This window comes from Methylotuvimicrobium alcaliphilum 20Z (assembly GCF_000968535.2).
Lineage (GTDB): Bacteria > Pseudomonadota > Gammaproteobacteria > Methylococcales > Methylomonadaceae > Methylotuvimicrobium > Methylotuvimicrobium alcaliphilum.
This window is the reverse complement of the sequence record NC_016112.1, coordinates 2,043,355-2,061,626: the sequence shown is the minus strand read 5'-3', so window position 1 is coordinate 2,061,626 and position 18,272 is coordinate 2,043,355. Positions and strand designations below refer to the sequence as shown.

21 protein-coding genes are annotated in these 18,272 nt (G+C 48.1%); 6 read left to right on the top strand and 15 right to left on the bottom strand.

Annotation, left to right across the window (positions count from 1 at the left end; genetic code table 11):
• Positions 1 to 2: 2 nt before the first annotated feature.
• A complete protein-coding gene (cpdA, locus tag MEALZ_RS08780; protein ID WP_014148272.1) occupies positions 3 to 803 on the top strand; it encodes a 3',5'-cyclic-AMP phosphodiesterase in 801 nt (266 codons plus the stop codon).
• 1 nt (position 804) lies between these two features.
• Here cpdA and MEALZ_RS08775 read toward each other — a convergent pair whose 3' ends face one another.
• The gene (locus MEALZ_RS08775) at positions 805 to 1,341 is read right to left on the bottom strand and encodes an RNA pyrophosphohydrolase (protein WP_014148271.1); all 537 of its coding nucleotides are present in this window, start codon (positions 1,339 to 1,341) and stop codon (positions 805 to 807) included.
• A 252-nt stretch (positions 1,342 to 1,593) separates the two neighbouring features.
• On the opposite strand from MEALZ_RS08775, the gene MEALZ_RS08770 reads away from it, so the two are divergent.
• The 3 genes from MEALZ_RS08770 to MEALZ_RS08765 all read left to right on the top strand — a co-directional run bounded on the left by MEALZ_RS08770 (position 1,594) and on the right by MEALZ_RS08765 (position 3,011).
• Entirely contained in the window at positions 1,594 to 2,280 is a 687-nt protein-coding gene (locus MEALZ_RS08770; protein ID WP_014148270.1) for a histidinol-phosphatase, read from the top strand.
• A 69-nt stretch (positions 2,281 to 2,349) separates the two neighbouring features.
• Positions 2,350 to 2,526, top strand: a complete 177-nt coding sequence (locus tag MEALZ_RS22660) for a hypothetical protein (protein WP_014148269.1) — start codon at positions 2,350 to 2,352, stop codon at positions 2,524 to 2,526.
• Positions 2,523 to 3,011, top strand: coding sequence for a gamma-glutamylcyclotransferase family protein (locus MEALZ_RS08765; protein WP_014148268.1), 489 nt, complete (start codon positions 2,523 to 2,525; stop codon positions 3,009 to 3,011). Before MEALZ_RS22660 ends, MEALZ_RS08765 begins: the two co-directional genes overlap by 4 nt.
• Positions 3,012 to 3,024: 13 nt before the next feature.
• Here the strand turns inward: MEALZ_RS08765 and MEALZ_RS08760 are convergent, their stop codons facing one another.
• Positions 3,025 to 3,369 (bottom strand): transposase, encoded by a 345-nt coding sequence (locus MEALZ_RS08760; protein ID WP_223842359.1) that lies wholly within the window; start codon positions 3,367 to 3,369, stop codon positions 3,025 to 3,027.
• A 98-nt stretch (positions 3,370 to 3,467) separates the two neighbouring features.
• Here MEALZ_RS08760 and MEALZ_RS08755 point away from each other — a divergent pair, with 98 nt between their 5' ends.
• On the top strand, positions 3,468 to 3,815 hold the full coding sequence (locus tag MEALZ_RS08755; protein ID WP_046061072.1) for a heme-binding domain-containing protein: 348 nt from the start codon (positions 3,468 to 3,470) through the stop codon (positions 3,813 to 3,815).
• 151 nt (positions 3,816 to 3,966) lie between these two features.
• On the opposite strand, the gene MEALZ_RS08750 is transcribed toward MEALZ_RS08755, so the two are convergent.
• The 9 genes from MEALZ_RS08750 to MEALZ_RS08715 form a co-directional block, all read right to left on the bottom strand.
• Positions 3,967 to 4,281, bottom strand: a complete 315-nt coding sequence (locus MEALZ_RS08750) for a CopG family antitoxin (protein WP_014148265.1) — start codon at positions 4,279 to 4,281, stop codon at positions 3,967 to 3,969.
• Complete coding sequence (locus MEALZ_RS08745) at positions 4,278 to 4,556, bottom strand: BrnT family toxin (protein ID WP_014148264.1); 279 nt, start codon at positions 4,554 to 4,556, stop codon at positions 4,278 to 4,280. The genes MEALZ_RS08750 and MEALZ_RS08745 overlap by 4 nt, the downstream gene beginning before the upstream one ends.
• Before the next feature lie 385 nt (positions 4,557 to 4,941).
• A complete protein-coding gene (locus MEALZ_RS08740; protein ID WP_046061071.1) occupies positions 4,942 to 5,343 on the bottom strand; it encodes a hypothetical protein in 402 nt (133 codons plus the stop codon).
• 340 nt (positions 5,344 to 5,683) lie between these two features.
• Positions 5,684 to 5,932 carry a hypothetical protein gene (locus MEALZ_RS08735; RefSeq protein ID WP_046061070.1) on the bottom strand — a complete coding sequence of 83 codons (249 nt, stop codon included), beginning with the start codon at positions 5,930 to 5,932 and terminating at the stop codon, positions 5,684 to 5,686.
• A gap of 51 nt (positions 5,933 to 5,983) precedes the next feature.
• A complete protein-coding gene (locus tag MEALZ_RS08730; RefSeq protein ID WP_014148263.1) occupies positions 5,984 to 7,099 on the bottom strand; it encodes a protein kinase domain-containing protein in 1,116 nt (371 codons plus the stop codon).
• A complete protein-coding gene (locus MEALZ_RS23735; RefSeq protein ID WP_269844363.1) occupies positions 7,092 to 7,214 on the bottom strand; it encodes a hypothetical protein in 123 nt (40 codons plus the stop codon). The genes MEALZ_RS08730 and MEALZ_RS23735 overlap by 8 nt, the downstream gene beginning before the upstream one ends.
• Positions 7,198 to 8,205 carry an SIR2 family protein gene (locus tag MEALZ_RS20975; RefSeq protein ID WP_014148262.1) on the bottom strand — a complete coding sequence of 336 codons (1,008 nt, stop codon included), beginning with the start codon at positions 8,203 to 8,205 and terminating at the stop codon, positions 7,198 to 7,200. Before MEALZ_RS20975 ends, MEALZ_RS23735 begins: the two co-directional genes overlap by 17 nt.
• Before the next feature lie 94 nt (positions 8,206 to 8,299).
• On the bottom strand, positions 8,300 to 9,088 hold the full coding sequence (locus MEALZ_RS08720; protein WP_014148261.1) for a hypothetical protein: 789 nt from the start codon (positions 9,086 to 9,088) through the stop codon (positions 8,300 to 8,302).
• 93 nt (positions 9,089 to 9,181) lie between these two features.
• Positions 9,182 to 10,045: a hypothetical protein gene (locus MEALZ_RS08715; protein WP_198482335.1), complete on the bottom strand. Its 864-nt coding sequence runs from the start codon at positions 10,043 to 10,045 to the stop codon at positions 9,182 to 9,184.
• 149 nt (positions 10,046 to 10,194) lie between these two features.
• Here MEALZ_RS08715 and MEALZ_RS08710 point away from each other — a divergent pair, with 149 nt between their 5' ends.
• Entirely contained in the window at positions 10,195 to 11,631 is a 1,437-nt protein-coding gene (locus MEALZ_RS08710) for an integron integrase (RefSeq protein ID WP_014148260.1), read from the top strand.
• A gap of 83 nt (positions 11,632 to 11,714) precedes the next feature.
• On the opposite strand, the gene MEALZ_RS08705 is transcribed toward MEALZ_RS08710, so the two are convergent.
• The 4 genes from MEALZ_RS08705 to bamC all read right to left on the bottom strand — a co-directional run bounded on the left by MEALZ_RS08705 (position 11,715) and on the right by bamC (position 18,272).
• The gene (locus MEALZ_RS08705) at positions 11,715 to 12,398 is read right to left on the bottom strand and encodes a M15 family metallopeptidase (protein WP_046061069.1); all 684 of its coding nucleotides are present in this window, start codon (positions 12,396 to 12,398) and stop codon (positions 11,715 to 11,717) included.
• Positions 12,399 to 13,052: 654 nt separating this feature from the next.
• On the bottom strand, positions 13,053 to 13,490 hold the full coding sequence (locus MEALZ_RS08700; protein ID WP_014148258.1) for an Hsp20/alpha crystallin family protein: 438 nt from the start codon (positions 13,488 to 13,490) through the stop codon (positions 13,053 to 13,055).
• Positions 13,491 to 13,579: 89 nt separating this feature from the next.
• Positions 13,580 to 17,461: a phosphoribosylformylglycinamidine synthase gene (gene purL / locus MEALZ_RS08695; RefSeq protein WP_014148257.1), complete on the bottom strand. Its 3,882-nt coding sequence runs from the start codon at positions 17,459 to 17,461 to the stop codon at positions 13,580 to 13,582.
• Positions 17,462 to 17,639: 178 nt separating this feature from the next.
• The gene (gene bamC / locus MEALZ_RS08690; protein WP_046061473.1) at positions 17,640 to 18,272 is read right to left on the bottom strand and encodes an outer membrane protein assembly factor BamC; all 633 of its coding nucleotides are present in this window, start codon (positions 18,270 to 18,272) and stop codon (positions 17,640 to 17,642) included.

Genomic DNA, 18,272 nt, shown 5'->3' with positions numbered 1-18,272 from the left:
CCATGAGCACTCAAGGCACGTTATCGCTATTACAATTAACCGACCTGCATATTCTTCCGAGCCCCGGCGAAAAAATGCTAGGAGTCGACACCGAATTTTATTTCGAGGCCGTATTGCAACATGTACGGCAAACGAACACGCATTACGATTTGATATTAGTTACCGGCGATTTAACTCAGGACCCCTGCTCTGAAGCTTATCAAAGAATTTTCGGTCGACTACACACATTAGCAATTGACACACTATGCCTTCCGGGCAATCACGACGATTATGCCTTAATGCAGCAATGGCTAAACCAAGACAACATCAGCTGTAAGAAACATATCGAATTCGAGCATTGGCAAGTGCTTTGCCTGAATAGCCAGATACCCGGGAAAGCCGAGGGTAGCCTCAGTGAAAACGAATTGAGGTTTATTGAAGATGCGCTAGAAAAAAAACCGAATCTTTTTACGTTGATTGCGGTTCATCACCACTGCGTGCCGACTCGAAGTAGCTGGATGGACACGATGATCATCAAAAACAGCGACGAGTTTTTAGAGATTTCGAGCCGCTATCCGCAAATAAGGGGCATCACGACCGGGCATATTCATCAAGAAATGGATATATACTTGAACTTGCTAAGAATATTGGGGACGCCATCGACTTGCTTCCAATTCAAACCGCTATGCTCGCGATTTACGTTAGACGACCTGATGCCGGGCTATCGTACCATTGAGTTGCATCCGGACGGCCGGATCACCACCCAAGTTCAGCGCCTGCCGGGCATCTTGCAAGAAATCGATCGGAGCTGTACGGAATATTAAATTACCGAGCTTTATGTTGCTGCCATTTCTTAGCTAAGAAGCCGTCAGCCTTGACCGGCACCGAATCGGCCAACAAAATCTCGCCTAACTCGGACATTGCTCTGCGATAAACTTTACGTTTGAAATATACGACATCCTTGAGCGGCTCCCAATAATCGACCCAACGCCAACCGTCGAATTCAGGTTTGGCCCCGCAATCGAAGCGCACGTCAGTATCTTGCGTTAATAAACGAAGTATAAACCAAATTTGTTTTTGCCCTATGCATAACGGCCACGAGTTTTTGCGCATGTAACGTTCCGGCAATTGATAGCGTAACCAATATCGAGTCCTGCCCAATAGCTGAACGTGTTCGGAACGCAAACCCGTCTCCTCCCACAACTCTCGATACATCGCCTGCTCCGGGTCCTCGCCTTCATTGATGCCTCCTTGCGGAAACTGCCATGAATTAGCGCCCGTACGCTTAGCCCAAAACACGCGACCCTCGTCATTGCAAAGGATGATGCCGACATTGGGTCGGTATCCTTTTGAGTCAATCATGTTAAAACCTGTCAATATAAGCCTGATGCCCACGCCTTCTCTACTGAAAGGATAAACTGTAAATCGCTAACGAACCCTTTTTTCGACCTTAGTGGGCAAAAACAAAAATTCGGAGAGAACTACAGCGTCATTTTTCTAAGTGATAGAATGGCCCAGTGAACCAGGGATTTAAAATATTGCGATATTGTTCCACAAAACAATCAACAAGGCTATAGCGCGATGCCCTTTAAAACTTTTCAATAGGTTACAGCAGTGAGTTTAGCGATCTTCGATTTAGATAACACCTTAATCGCCGATGACAGCGATTATTTATGGGGGCAATTTTTAGTCGACCGAGGCATTGTCGACAAAGCCCAATATGAAGCGGCCAATGCCAAATTTTATGACGATTACAAACAAGGCTGCCTGGATATCGTGGAATTTCTTAACTTTTCACTAAAACCCTTATCTGAGCATGCTCCTAGGCAACTGTTTGAATGGCGCGAACAATTTATCGAAGAAATCATTAAACCGTTAATGCTCAAACCGGCTCAAGCTTTAATTGACAAACACAAAGCCAAAGGCGATACATTGATGGTGATTACCGCAACCAATCGCTTCGTCACCGAGCCGATCGTCAAGCTTTACGGTATCGAACACTTGTTGGCGACGACCCCGGAATTCATAGACGGCCGATATACCGGCAATTTCAGCGGCACGCCTTGCTTTCAAGCCGGCAAGGTAGCTTTACTGGAAGACTGGCTGACATCCTCGGAAGAAACGCTTGCAAACAGTTGGTTTTACAGCGATTCGCACAACGACTTGCCTTTGTTGAATCGAGTGCAAAACCCGGTTGCGGTCGACCCCGACGAAAAACTCAAAGCCTATGCGGAGCAATCGAATTGGCCGATTATTAGCTTGCGCAAGGATCACTGCCCTACTCACCATTTTCAAAAATAGAAATTCGCTTTTCCCGGCGAGGAAATTCATTACGATTAACTTGCATTAACAAAACTAACAGACGATGCCATGAATTTTTTCATACGCTTGAAATACGCTTTGTTAATGATTTTTTTGGCGATACTTGAAATCGGCCCGATACCGATCGCCGCTATCATCGGCTTATTTATCGTAATTTTTTTGCCTCGCTGGTTTAAAGACGCAATCGACAGAATGTACCATTCGAACGACAGCCGAAAAAAATGAAATCTATCGACAAACACCAATCGAACTATCTATTCGTATACGGAACCTTGAGAAGAAATCACGTACATTCCATGTCGCGTTGGCTAAGTCAACGCGCCGACTGGCTTGGCGCCGGATATTTTCAGGGAAAATTATTTAACCTTGGGGAATATCCGGGCGTCGTAAAATCCAACAAAGCCAGTGACCGTGTGCTAGGCGATATATACCGAATCGATCATCCGAAAATGATCCTAGCCACACTCGACCGCTACGAACAGTGCTCCATCCGCGACCCGCGACCCCACGAATATGCGAGGTCCATCGAACCGGTCAGACTTGGCAAAAGTAAAACACTAAACGCTTGGGTTTATCTCTATAACCGCCCGATCAAGGATCTCATTTGTATTACTTCCGGCGATTATTTTGCATCAAGCGCCAAACAGAGTGTTGGACAAATCCGCTTGCACGGAGAAAAGCCGTACCGATTAATTGAGGATAGAATATAACCTTGCGCCCCCATTAGGACACTACATAACACGTCAGTTCTAGAAGGTAACTTTCGGCATCAACCAGTATCGCTTTGTAGCGGCCGTGACGGCGATTCGATGTTTGCGTAAATACACCGTTTAACTGCCGCTTACCTTTCAAAAGATTGGCATCAGGCGTTTCTATAACCAAATGATAATGGTTAGTCATCAAACAATAAGCATGACAAACCCAGTTAAAATCCTCGATAACACGCTTCAAAACATCAAGGAATTGAACCCTGTCTTCATCATATTCATAGATGTTTTCACGGCGGTCGCCACGGGAGGTCACATGATAGAACGCGCCTGAAAATTCGATTCTAATGGGTCTGGGCATGAACAGAGGATATAGCAAACAATACTACTAATATAGACCTGACCCCGATCCCTGACCCCGATCCCTGCTATAACGGCAAGGAACCCTTGTCGCCGTTGATGTTGGCCCGGCTAGAAGGCGTTATCCGCAACAATAGCATGCCGCCGGCGCTATACCTTCTGATGCATTGGAACGGCAAGTTGAACCATGACGAAAAAACGACACTACTAACCTGGATCGCAGAAGAGCGCGCCAAACATCCATGGAGCAGGGACGCCGCCAATCAATTCAAGGGTGAACCGGTGCAACCGCTGCCGCTTACCGTCGATCTCAATCCTGAAATTGTCGCACTCGGCGACAAACTGTTTCACGACCGCCGACTGTCCGGTGACGACACGTTAAGACGACGCCTGTGTAGAAAAATCAGCCGAGGAGGCTTGCGCTTTAACGTGACCGCATCCGCATAGATCGAAGACTGCATCTCTAAAGACCTTAATGGATAGAAGATTGCAAAACAGCTCTGTGCAGTCATCCTCACAAACGACCAAGTTGTGGAAGATGTTGTTACTTCTAGGCATACATAAGGCCTCTACTATTTCTTCCGATCTAACGCCCAAATCAGCCGCGCATTTTATGCGTCGGCTGCATTTGCTTGTTAGCCGTGAGATCTTGCAAGGAGCCAGAAATGTATTTGTGAATGATACTCGACACAAAGGTTTGGTACGGAATACCTTCCTCTGACGCCCTTGATTGGATGGCCGCCAAATCCCTGTTAGAGATTCGAATGTTTATTCTTTTATCTTTCTTAAATGTGTTACCGGCGATTGCCTCCAATTCCTCTTTGCGAGACTCAGTTAAAACTGATTCAAACTCACCAGCCTCCACAGCATCAAGCAACTTCTTCTCTTCTTTCGACAACTTGGACTTGCTCATGATCTACCTCCAAGATATAACTTGGTAAATTTTCTACTGGGAATGATGGCTTTCAAAAACACCTCATCTTCGCTTTCCACATACGGGACAAGGTAAACGTACTCCTTGATGCAAATGACGAAAATCCGTTGATTGGGGTAATCAGAAGCGTTGGGATGGACAATATCATCTAATTGACCACCATGCTCAATATGAAAGATCGCCTCCTCAAAAGAAACGGCCCTTTCAAGTATAAGCTCCTGATTCTTATTTGAATTCCAATTGTAGATCTTCATGGGCGTGAGTATAGCACGAATGTGTGCATTTTGTCATCATGCGACCAACGTAGAGCTAAGCGGCAAGCCGCCTAGCGAAGAACTTTAACCAACCGAAACGCTTAGCGGGCGGCTTGTCCGCTTGAGCGTTAGGTTAGGTCGCGCGTTCATTCTCGTGGCAGCAGCCCGTTCTCATTTCTCGGCGGCAACTTTAGCCCTTTGGACTCTGCGCTTTCGATAATGCGGCTCTCGTAATGCGGCGCCCAGCCATCCCACTTGGATTTCCAGAACGAATCACAAACCATCATTCCGTACCGCTGCAGCTTATGCCCCTCATAGCGATGAGGCCCATGCTGATATTTTGAACCGCATAAATCGCACGCAAACGTGAATCGCTTTTTTTCATTTATCTTCCGCTCCCACGATGAATTCCGAATGACTCAAAGAATCGGAAGATATTCATGTTCAGCTGACTGGTTAGCGCCTCCAGGGCAACATGATCACGCGCCCTCTCTGACCAATCTATCGAGCCACCTGAAAGCTGAGTGAGCCAAACAAGATCCGACGGATCAGTATTCTTGCCGTTATCGCGCATGATCTTGCAGGCACCAAGATAGTTCATGATGACAAGGCGATAAAGAAGGGCCGTTTGTGCCTCAGGGCTGAGTTGCCCTTCCTTACTCATTCTTTCAAAGTTCTCAACTATGGACTCCTTGTGTGGAGTCTTGTCGAGGGTAAGCCCGAATTCGCTCTTCAAGTTGGCTTCGGCCTGCTTTATGCCGCTGCCCTTGCCAAATAATCCAAACATGCAACTCCTCCTATTGATGATCTGCTGCGCAACCTAACGCCCGGCTCACCGGCGCCGCTATTCGCGGCGTCCGGTGGAGCACCGTGTTAGGCCATGTTTTCTGGAGACTGAAAATGACACCAGACACACTGAAAGAACTTCTTTTCTCTCTGGCGTGGTACGACTGTAGTTCGTACCACCACAACAACGCGAAAGAAATTTTATCTCGGGAGTTCCCAGGCGCTGATTTCTCTCGCGCGCTGGAGGAAGTTGAGCGCTGCAAAACCAAGCCGCCGGGCGAAGGTTGCCCTCGGTAACGCTGGTATGCAGGATTAAACCGAGCCTGGCCCCATTCATTTCGTTAGCATTCTTCATGAAAATCGGAGTCATCGTAGTACATTTGCTTTGCTGCCTCAAAGACGTGAGTCCCGATGTATTTCATGTTTTCATCTGTCATCCGTACTATTGGCTCTGAATCTATAAAGCGATTTGATTTAGAAACGACTCCGTGACGCCAGCCTTTTAAAGATACCCAGGGAATGTTTCGACCGTCGTCGCCTTTTTTTACGTCAATTGTTACATTCAGTGTAATGTTATATGTTTTTTTCATTTAATATCTCGGCCTTTGGCTAATTTGAAAAAGATAACAGGTTCGGATTTTTTACAACCTATAAGTATGTCCGTCCAGAATAAGAAGCCCCCTCCGCCGAGCGTTCCGCACTAGCATTTTCATTTCTTCAATTCTCTCGCAGGTTCTATTCGTCCAATTGCGCTTCGGTGCTAATTGCAGAAACAAGGCTTCAGCTGCTTCATTGATCGTGAATCTGGTACATTCAAACAAACCAATAATGTGCCAATCATCTTCGGATTCAACGACGCCACGTAACATTCTTATTGCATAATCAGAGTTTGCTCTCTGGATTGGTGCTCGGAGCGTCATTCTGCGTAACGGTTGAAGTAGTCTTCTAGTCAAATAGTCGCTATCAATCTGAGTTCTGAGTTGATGACTCATTCGGTTAACGTGTGCAAGATCATTTTCATCAAATGGGCTACCACAAATAAGTGCAGCTATTGTTTGTCCGACGGCAAATATATCAGTAGCTGCCGATACGTTTCTAGTTCCATTCTGCTCGGGTGCCATATAGTTGTACGTACCACCAGATAACCGTGAACCTGATTCTCTTGCCAGTCCCAGGTCACCTACCTTTGCAATTCGAATGAAATCTTTGTTCCAGCAATAAGTAATGGCGTTTGCGGCCGCTGTTTCATTGATATACAAGTTTTGCGGTTTTATATCGGCATGACACCAACGATCCTGCCTCCCATACCTTTGACCATGTAGCACCTGTAATGCCATCAAAATATCAATTGCAATATGAAGAGTTAATCTTAGTGGTTGTGCAAAATTTCCATTGTTGAGATTTGGCTCAATTCTGTTTTCATAAAATCTCTCCAAGGTAGCCCATGGCGAGTCAAGAATTTCCATTGAATATGCGGCTATTTGCAAAACATCGTCTTTGACATAATCAAAAATAGAAACATATTGATTTTTTGGAAGTTTTCGGAGAAGGAGGGTTTCTCTGGTAAGATCATCTTGGCTAATTTTCAAAGCGACTTCATTGTTTAGCCAAAGGTCCTTAACTCTCCAGACTTGACCAAAACCACCTTCCCCTAAAGGGCAAATTAACTTAAACCGTCCGGCAATAATTTGCCGGCGTTTCAGTTCTAGCTCTTCTTCGATGCTTTCGGAATGCCAAAAAAGAGAAAGATCAGTCATTTTCCATGCTCGAAAATTCACCCGCTAACAATTCGCCATCACCGGCGCGCAAATGCGGAGCGCCGCGTAGCATTTGCGCGTCCGAGTGGATGGCGTTGTTATATGCGCTCTGCATCTTCTACCTCTTGCAGTCTCGAATACCACTCCCACAACTCCGGAAAATCCGCCTCTTTGGGTAGGGGGTTATTTTCAATGAACTTAGCCTCAATGAACTGATTCCAATAGGCCTCTCCAGTCCGGCGGGGGTGATTCGCAATCCACGAATCGTAGAAATTAGATTCCACCCGGTAGTGATGGGTGTGGATGAAAGGCGCCCACGTGCGCCTTAGGTCATCCTCTTGCCGAACGTCGATTATTTCGAACTCCTCCAGACTGCGATCATTTATGTCACCCCAAGCAGTCTTCAACAGCTCGATTGCGGCTGCATCTGATGTGGGCGCACCATACCCAAAGATCGTCACCATGAAGGCATGCTTTAGAACATCTGCGACCGTAGCCCACTGGCGCGATATGAACTCGTCCAAGTGATAGTTCTTCTCGCTAACTGGGTAGAGCAATTTCGTAGGTGTAAGCAGGGAACCGCAGAGACTACAGGCGGCGCCGTTGTTCCCCATCATGTGCCCATCGGCGCAGTACGCAACCTCTACATTGCCATGGAGGAACAAGACCCGGGGCAGCTTAAACCTGCGCCCATTCCTCCTTAGCGCCTGAACTAGAAAGGGATCCCAATTGAAGGTTGCGATGAAGTCTTTGTTTCTCAGCGACAAGACCAAGTGATCGTAGATAGTGGGATGATCTGGCAACTCCATTTCGCCGAAATAGCGATACACTTCTGCCTCTAGCTCTTCCCGTATGTCTATCAAGCTCGATTCCTTGTGGATCGACGCATAAATGTCTTCGAAATTGGAGGAACCGAAACGAAGCCCGGTTCTGGCAATCAAATCCTGGAGACCAAGCGTCTCAACGAGATTATTCATTAACGGGAGCTTACTCCCGTGCTTGTCGCCATCAGGAAACGCCGCATAACTAGCGCCTGCGCCAAGTATTACGACGTGGGGCTTTCCCACAATGATCTGGTTAATCTCTTCTTCAGCCGATACTTCCATGACCCACCCTTAGCACATAACTCCCGCAATAAGCGGAGCGAGGAACGAGCGTCCGGCGACCACAGGGAGCGAACTTGATTGCTTGGTTATACATTTACTTCCTACTTCTCTTTTTTCGCAGACTTGCAGAATACTTAGATTTTTCTGCAGCCATCCGCTTATTCAATTTACCAAGAGGCTCCTCCATTCCGGCATAGATATTCTGCCTTGACCTAATAACTTCGCTGAAAAAGTATTTCTTAAATTGCGACAACTCAAATCTTCCGAAGCTAACCAATTGAAACTGCAGATTGGCGCTAGTAAATATAAAAAAGGATCCGAATAGAATCGTTAGCTGGAACCAGATGGCTTGATATGCTTCAAAGTTGCCAGATGAATTTTTAAAAAGCACCGAATAAGATAGCCCGGTAAAAGTCGCGACGGCCACCAACATTATCACTACAGGAAGCCTGTTAACTGGTTTTCCTCCAATGCTTAAACTCATAATTTGGAAATACGTATAGATTGCATGCATCAAAAACGGAATACCTATAAACCCTAGATCAATACCTGAGAAGTCATATTCAATAGGATTGAACCAATATATGCTACCAAGAATCAAAGCCGCTAACGTACTAACCACAATGTCTTTTCTAATACTTTTTGCATACTTAAAATATAGCTTTCCATTTCGACCAGAGGCGGAAGCATAATAATCTAATACCTCAATATAGAACATAGGCCAAAAAACAGCCGTAAGCCCCAGTATATACAGCAACTTTAAAGACTCAATAAATTCAAAGTTGTACAGAAGTGAAAAAGGATTGGCCTTTAAAGCGAAGCAAGCCCACACCACCGAAGCCGCTAGCAGGGTGTAGAAAACAAACCGATGAAAGTACTTCATGACTCCCCTTGTGTATAACGCCTCGCATCACCGGCAGCAGAAAGCAGAGCGAGGAACGAGCGGCGCTTTTTGCTGTCCGAGTGCATGCGATTGTTAGCCATTTCTTGGTGTAACACCCTCAACCACTTCAACACCCAGCATGTTTCGCAGGGAAATAAGTGACGGGGGCAGTTTTGATTCCAAGACGAGCAATGCTCGTGCGTTTTGTGGGCGTGACTCCGAGAGCAATACCGCCTCCATGACTGCCCGGTATTTAACACACTGGAAGAGACCCCGGACAATATCGCCTTCAGCCGATATCGAGGATTTAACCTCTGCTGCTACCCAGACTTTGTTACCTCTGAATGAGACGTCCAGACAGTCCCCGGACGGTAATGGATATTCGGTGGTGCCTTTTGGGGTATTCGCGCCAAGACCGACGACTTTTGGGTTTTGAGCGACATACGCTTTGAGAGCCTTGTGTTCTTCGCTCTCACCGCCACCAAATCCACCGGCGGCTTTTTTCACGAAAGCAGTGAAATCGGATGTTGTTGGTTCAAGCTCAAGAGCTTCAAGGACTTCCCACCATCGGGGATACGAAAATACATGCTGAAGTTCTGCTTCAACAATTGCCCTCTTCTGTCGAAGCGGAAGTGATGCAAAGTCCTCTTTCTTCACGAGAAACCAGCCGATACCTTCTCCGGGCAGCCCCGTGTTCTTGTTGACGACAAGACATTGTATAGGTGGGACCTTGGATTTCCATGCCTTTGAAAGTCGCTCCAGAGACTGTCCAATACTCCCAAGGACGTAGTTGAGGTTGCGTGGGTTGGGCATTCCCAATTCTTCAGCAAGATCGGAGTAGAAGACCGGTGCGCCCGCCTCCGCTTGGCGGACAAGCAACGGGAGCGCAGCGCGAGCCCTCACCTGATATGCCTTATCTCCAGAAATTGGTTCAGAAATTATGGCAGTGCTCATCATGTCCCTCTAATTGACTAACAAGTTATTATCTAGATCCGCACATCTTATACACCAGAACACATTTTTGAGTCAAATGTCACTGAACTCCTTGTAATTCTAAACGGGATAACATACATTCCATTCATGATAACCCGGTTTGGATAAATACGATGCTCAATCTTCCCGATACTTTGTCCCGTCAGTTCACTGCGCAATTGGATCAGAAACAGCACCCTGAAAATATCAAACACTTTTATCGAAAATGGCTGCGTTTCTATTGGGATTTTTGTCACAAATATCATTATGATCCTTATCATCGCTCCAGCTTGCCGTCATTTCTCGACAAACTTGACCAAAAAGGCCAATCGGCTCAACAACGAGAGCAAGCCCGCCAGGCCATTGTGTTGTTTTACCAAGTAAAAGCAACCGCCGATGCCGAAGACGCCGAATTGTCAAGCAATGCGGTCCAAACCTTGCCGATGCAAGCTCCGCCAAGGCCGGACGTTTTGCTTGAAAAAAACTCGCCTGATCCGAATCACCCGCATCATCTATCACCGCCTTATGAACACCCGAGGCATCCTGCCGTGTCCGATAATACCCACCAAAATAATACGGTTGCTGAAAAACAAACCGGATGCAGTTGGGTTTTTGTCTTTGACGAGCTGACTCGTGAAATCCAATTACTCCATTATTCGCCGAAGACTTTGAAATCCTATCGCGGTTGGGCGCGCCGTTTGCAAGCGTTTACCAAAAGTAAAGATTACCGAGCCTTGACACAACAGGATGTCGTGGCGTTTTTGAGTGACCTTGCCGTTGAGAAGAAGATGTCCGCTTCGACTCAAAATCAGGCCTTCAATGCGTTGCTGTTTTTGTTTCAACACGTTTTGAAAAAGGATTTCGGCGAAATCAAAGGTGTCGCGCGAGCCAAACGCAAGCCTTATATTCCGGTGGTTCTATCTCGCGAAGAAGTCGAGTTGATTTTCGATCATCTCGACGATCCGGTCGATCTCGTCGCCAAATTGTTATACGGTTGCGGGCTGAAGCTTTTCGAGAGCTTGAATCTGCGTGTCCAGTGTTTCAATTTCGACGCCGGCGTTTTGACCGTCCATGACGGCAAGGGTCAAAAGGACAGAACGGTTCCGTTACCGCAAACCTTAATACCGGCATTGAAACTTCAGTTGCGGAAAGTCGCGGATTTACACGAAGCCGATCTAAAAGCCAATTTTGCCGGCGTGTTCTTGCCGAACCAATTGAGTCATAAATATAAAAACGCAGCCAAAGAATTTATCTGGCAGTGGTTTTTTCCGCAACCTTCATTAACGCTAGTTGCGGAAACCCAAGAACACAAACGTTATCATCTTCATGAATCCATCGTGCAAAAGGCGATCAAACGCGCGGTGAATGATGCCAAAATCACTAAGCGGGCAACAGCGCATACGTTACGGCATTCTTTTGCCAGTCATTTATTGGAGGCGAATTACGATATTCGCACCATTCAGGAATTACTGGGACACAGCGACGTGAGAACCACGATGATTTATACCCACACCGTTCAGAGCAGGACCTTGAAGCAAGCCAAGAGTCCGTTGGATTTTGATAGGGAATAGTCGAACAAGCTGGGTTAGCGTAAAAACCAGGATCAAGCTTTACGGCTCAACACCTACCACCCCAGCAAAGGATCCTCACTACCTCATTGCACCGGAAAATCGAAATACGTATCGGGATAAGGCTCGTTCGCCAAGGTAAAATGCCACCATTCCTGAGGGTAATGTACGAATCCCTGTTTTTCCATAACCGTTTGCAATAACATCCGGTGCGCTCGTTGCATAGTCGTAGGCGTCTTAGCATAAGACCAGGACTCCGGGCCAAAATAATCAAAAAAACCGCCCATATCCAGTTCTTCGCCATTGTTTAAATCAACCAGCGTTACATCAACCGTACTGCCCCGACTATGCGAAGAACGTGCGGCAATGTAACCTTCTTCAATCAAGCTTGGCTTGTCCAGATGAGGATAATAAACATCCTTCATAGCCACATCATCCGCATCTTGCGACCAACGCACAAAATGCCGCACGGCGCGCTGAGGCCGATAAGCATCAAAAATTTTCAAGCCTAAATTAAATTTTGCCAACTCATTTTGCGCCGCCATCAACGCTTCGGCTGCTGTCTGAGTCAATAATGCGCATGGCCGGTAATAACCATCGATAGGCCCGCCGATAAAGTTATTGGCGCTCGCATAACGAATATCTAAATGGATAGATGGAATAAGCGTATCGACATAAACAAAGTCTTCTTGTACTTGCGCATAAGCAGGATTAAATGTTTTAAGCGATAACAGCGCGAGCATTAATACTCCTGTTTTTCGAATATTCATAAAGTATCGTTTCTACTTTAAAAAATGAATTCAGCAGGCAATTGCTCTGCCATACCGATTTAAAGACAGCCGCATCAATCACGAAGATGGGAATCAATGCGTCAAGATTCATAGCTAAGGAACTGTTTAAAAAATACTCTCCGATTTTATACCTTTCGCACTTCAAATTTCGGCAGTGCCAGAGGAGGCGCCTGTGTGCTCGGTCGATTTTTGCTCCTGCAAAATCGACATTCACGACATCCATGTCGATCGCAAAGGCTTTGCCAGCATGGAGCTGGCATAGATCACGGTGTGCCTTGTGACGGACACCCAGGTGCCGAATTTTGATCTACGAGGGGGTATAAACTCCGGTAAGTCAATGATAGACAGTTACACTTAGCCAACGCAACTTCGATACCGTTTGTTGTTACCTTGCTCACTCGACTTCGAGATCGCGATCTGGGGATCGCTCCCACAAAACGCCCGTAGGTCTCTGTCGGAACAAGATCTTCGTCGCGACTTTCGGAGCCCTCGATAGGCGATGTTCCGCGACCTATCAACCTGAATTCGGCAGTTTTACCATGAAGCGCAGTGAGAGGGAGCGATGAAATCTTATTGATTTCGTGCTCGTTCTTGGCCAAAAAAAACGGAGCCCGAGGGCTCCGTTTGTTTGACTCATTCTTCCGAGGTCACATTGATTTTTTTCGGCTGTACCGCTTCTTGTTTCGGAATCGTGATTTCCAAGACGCCGTGTTTCGATTTTGCCGAAATCGCATCGGCATTGGCGGTATCGGGCAAACTGAAGCGGCGGTAGAACGAACCGTAAGTCCGCTCGACTCGCTTATAACCTTCTTTTTCGGTTTTCGCTTCGGTTTTCTTTTCGCCTTTGATCGTCAGGATGCCGTTTTCCATGCTGACTTCGATATCTTCAGGCTTGACGCCCGGGATATCGGCATGCAACACGAATTTATCGGTTTCTTCCTTGATGTCGACGGCAGGGGCCCATTCGGCGGTCGATATCGACCCTTCGCCGGTTCCGCCTTCGCTCGCGCGCTCCAATTCTCTTTGTAATTGACTCAATATGCCCCAGGGTTCGTAACGTGTGATAGCCATAAACACCTCCGAAATAATTGTTATCGATCAAATACCGAACAAACATCGATCAGTATCTGTTAAACAATATAGGGGTATTCAAAATTATTTCAAGCCGTCCATAATCGGGCATTCCTAAACATCCGCATCCAAGGGCCGTATTCGCTCCAATCGTCGGGATGCCACGAATTTTGCACGGTTCTGAAACATCTTTCCGGATGCGGCATCATGATCGTAAAGCGGCCGTCCCGATTGGTTAAACCGGTTATGCCCAATGGCGAACCGTTTGGATTGGCCGGAAATTGCGTCGTTTTTTCACCGAAATTATCGACGTAACACAACGATACCGCACCGTTTTTCATCGCCTCAGCCGGGTCGCCGTCAAAATCTGCTCGGCCCTCGCCATGCGCGATCACGACCGGCATTCTCGATCCCGCCATGCCGGTCAACAGAATGGACGGCGAATCCTGAACCTCAACCAATGCAACGCGCGCCTCGAATTGCTCGGAATAGTTCCTCAAGAAACGAGGCCAGTGTTCGGCACCCGGAATAATCTCCTTGAGCCCCGACATCATTTGACAACCGTTGCAAACTCCGAGACCGAACGTGTCCTCGCGTTCGAAAAACGCCGCGAACTCATCGCGGGCGCGCGGGTTGAACAGAATCGATTTGGCCCAACCGCCGCCGGCGCCGAGCACATCGCCGTAAGAAAATCCGCCGCAAGCCGCAAGGCCTCTGAAATCTTTCAGGCTAACTCGACCGGCAATGATATCCGTCATGTGCACATCGATCGCGGAGAATCCGGCCCTATCGAACGCAGCGGCCATTTCGACATGACCGTTGACGCCCTGCTCGCGTAAAATCGCCACCCTAGGCTTCGACTTGCCGATAAACGGAGTGCAAACATCTTCGTTGCTGTCGAAGGTTAACGCGGCATTGAGGCCGGGATCGTTATCGTCGACGATCCGTTCGAATTGTTCGCGTGCGCAATCCGGATTATCCCTTAACGCTTGCATTCGATAACTCAGTTCAGACCAGTAGCGTTGCAATTCGGCTCGAGAGGCCGAATAAAGCTTCTGCCCGGCAAAATTGATCGTCAAGTCGGCTTGTTTCGTAACCGAGCCGATTCGATGCACACACGCATCGAGGCCGGCTTGCGCCAACAGGTCCATAATTTCGGCGCTATCGCTTTCCCTGACTTGTATAACCGCTCCGAGTTCTTCATTGAACAAGGCCGATAAGGCATCCTTCCCTAAGCCGGACAAATCCACATTGGCGCCGAGCCTTCCGGCGAACATCATTTCGGAGATCGTGGCCAATAGACCGCCATCGGAACGGTCATGATAAGCCAGCAATTTGCCTCGGCTATTCAAGTCCTGAATCGCGTTGAAGAAGGACTTGAATAACGCAGGATCGTCCAAATCCGGGCAACTATCGCCCAGTTGTTTATATACCTGTGCAAATACCGAAGCACCTAAACGATTCTTGCCCTGCCCTAAGTCGATCAAGATCAAGACCGAAGGCTCGTCGCGCAATCGTGGCGTCAAGGTTTTCTCTATATCGACCACCGGCGCGAACGCGGTTACGATCAACGATACCGGCGAGGTCATGGTTTTCTCGCGGCCGTCTTGTTGCCAAACGGTTTTCATCGACAACGAATCCTTGCCGACCGGAATCGCGATACCCAATGCCGGGCAAAGTTCCTTTCCGACCGCCTTGACGGTATCGAACAGCGCGGCATCCTGGCCGGAACTGCCGGCTGCCGCCATCCAATTCGCGGATAATTTAATATTGCCCAACGATCCGATACGCGCTGCGGCAAGATTGGTCAACGCTTCGCCGACCGCAATTCGGCCCGATGCCGGTGCGTCGATGACCGCCAACGGCGTTCTTTCGCCTATTGCCATCGCTTCGCCGGTCGACGCGAAAAAGCCCGAAGCGGTGACCGCGACATCGGCGACCGGCACTTGCCAAGGGCCGACCATTTGGTCGCGCGCAACTAAACCTGTGATCGAACGATCGCCGATATGGATCAAAAAGCTCTTATCGGCGACAGCCGGGAAGGACAATACGCGCTTGACAGCTTCGTCAAGCTCGATGCCGGCTAAGTCCAACGGCGACAAATCGAGTTTGACATGCTCGACAGTTCGATGCATTTTCGGCGGCTTGCCAAACAACACCGACATCGGTAAATCGACCGGTCTGTCGCCGAACAAACGGTCGCTCAGTTGCAAATGCTCTTCATCGGTTGCGGTGCCGATCACGGCATACAAGCAATGCTCGCGTTCGCAGAACGATTTGAACAATTCCAGCGACTCCGGCTTGATTGCTATGACATAACGCTCTTGCGCCTCGTTGCACCATATCTGCATCGGCGACATGCCGCGATCGGCGATATTGACGTCGCGCAATTCGAAGCGCCCGCCCCGTTCGCAGTCGTGAACGATCTCCGGCACGGCATTCGACAGGCCGCCGGCACCGATGTCGTGTATCGAGACGATGGGCGTATCCTCGCCCAAGGCATTGCAATGATTGATGACTTCCTGACAGCGTCGTTGCATTTCGGGATTTTCACGTTGCACCGAGGCAAAATCCAGTTCCTCGGCAGCCTCGCCCGAAGTCTGCGATGAAGCGGCGCCGCCGCCCAAGCCGATCAGCATCGCAGGCCCTCCCAGGATGATGATCAACGAACCCGCCGGTATCGGTTGTTTCTCAACCAGCATCGGGCGAATATTGCCCATGCCGCCGGCAATCATGATCGGCTTGTGATAACCGTGGAGCGTGTTTTCATCACCGCCCGGTGCGGTTTGTTCGAAGCTGCGGAAATAACCGGCCAGATTCGGGCGCCCGAATTCATTATTGAATGCCGCACCGCCAATCGGACCCTCGAGCATGATTTCCAACGCAGATGCAAGGCGTCCCGGTTTACCGTTGTCGTCTTCCCAAGGCTGCTCGAAACCCGGAACTCTTAGATGAGAAACGCTAAAACCGGTCAAACCGGCCTTGGTCGCAGAACCTCGACCGGTTGCGCCTTCGTCGCGAATCTCGCCCCCCGAACCGGTCGCCGCGCCTGGATGCGGAGATATTGCAGTCGGGTGATTATGGGTCTCGACCTTCATCAATATGTGCGCGTCTTCGTCGACATAGGCATATTCGCCGGTCAACGCATTGCGGATGAACACCGGCGTTTTAGCACCTTCTACGACCGAGGCGTTATCGGAGTATGCCGACAAAATACCTTCAGGGCTTTGTTCGGCGGTATGCCGAATCATTTTGAACAAAGATTCGGCCTGTTCGATACCGTCGATGGTCCATGCGGCATTGAATATCTTATGCCGACAATGCTCCGAATTGGCTTGAGCGAACATCATCAACTCGACATCGGTCGGATTGCGCTCCAATGCTTGAAAGCTTTCGGTCAAATAATCGATTTCATCGGGGCTTAACGCCAACCCGAGCTCGGTATTGGCTTTGACCAAGGCTTCGCTACCGGATTCAATTACCGGTACGGTTTGGAACGGTTTAGGTTCGTGATGGGCAAATAAAATCGCTTCAGTCATTGATTCGCTGTTAACGACCGTTTGCGTCATGCGGTCATGCACAAGAGCCGAAATGCGATTTTGAATTTGATCGTTTAGTTCACCTTCGGACAGTATCGTATATTCAATTCCCCTTTCGATGCGACAGACCGATTCCAAGCCGCAACGCTGCGCGATTTCTGTTGCTTTGCTGGACCAAGGAGAAATCGTGCCAGGCCGGGGAATGACTGTTAAACGCAATCCGTCAGGAGACGATCCTGCGGTGCTGCTTCCATAGGCTAACAGGCGGTTTAATAGCGTTTGCTCGCTAGTGCCAATCGCACGTTCGAGTTCGACAAAATGAATGTAAGAAGCCGAAATACCATTGATGGTTGGCGCTATCTCTTGGAGACGGGCAAGTAATTTTTCGATGCGAAATGCGGATAGCGCGGATGTTCCTGGAATTTTTAACATGGGGAATCCGTTATGAAATAAGGTTCAAATCAAGGTAACGATACAGAAAGTCAAGAAGATAATGTCCTGGACGTCTCGAAAAAGACTAAATCGCTTGATTAAGGGAAAAGAAAAAATGGATTGATCAATTTCGTAATTTTCTTGGAGAAAGATTGAAACCTAACAAGTCGAAAGCCGACTATTGACCTGCTAAATCGTCTTCAATCGCTTGTTGAATAGTCTGCAACAAAGTCAGGCCATCACCGCTTGATACGGCTTTATTGGTCTCATCCCTCACCATGACATCGGTAAATTGTTCGTACTCGATTAGTCTGATGCGGTACTCTTTCTCGTTGGACCCGTACAGACCGAAAACGAACAGAATCTCATCCCAAAAGGAATCGTCAGTCACTTTCTGTTCTTCAGGATCGTACTGCACGATATAGGTTGCCAGCGATCTGTCACGCGCAACGATTTCAATTGACTGTCTTGCCAAAGCTTTGCCGACGATACGCCAGGACTTACCGACGGGTTCATTAATCCTTAGCACGACCGCATCGGCAGTGGCGACCCGCTCGACTTGGGTGACCTTGTCGATGTCATCGACCACTTGAGTGGTATCGACATGCCTTAGATCGACCCTCGGAATTCTTGCAGGTCTTTCAACTTTTTGAATAGCCAATTCCTTAGGCAACACCAATTCCGGTATTTCGGTTCTAAATTGGTAATCTTTTTCTTTATCGGGAAACCAGCTTTTGATCGTGCTACAACCGCTACCCGCCAGAAAGGGTAGAATGATCAGGCATAGTAAAGCGGCAAAGATGCGCTTCAT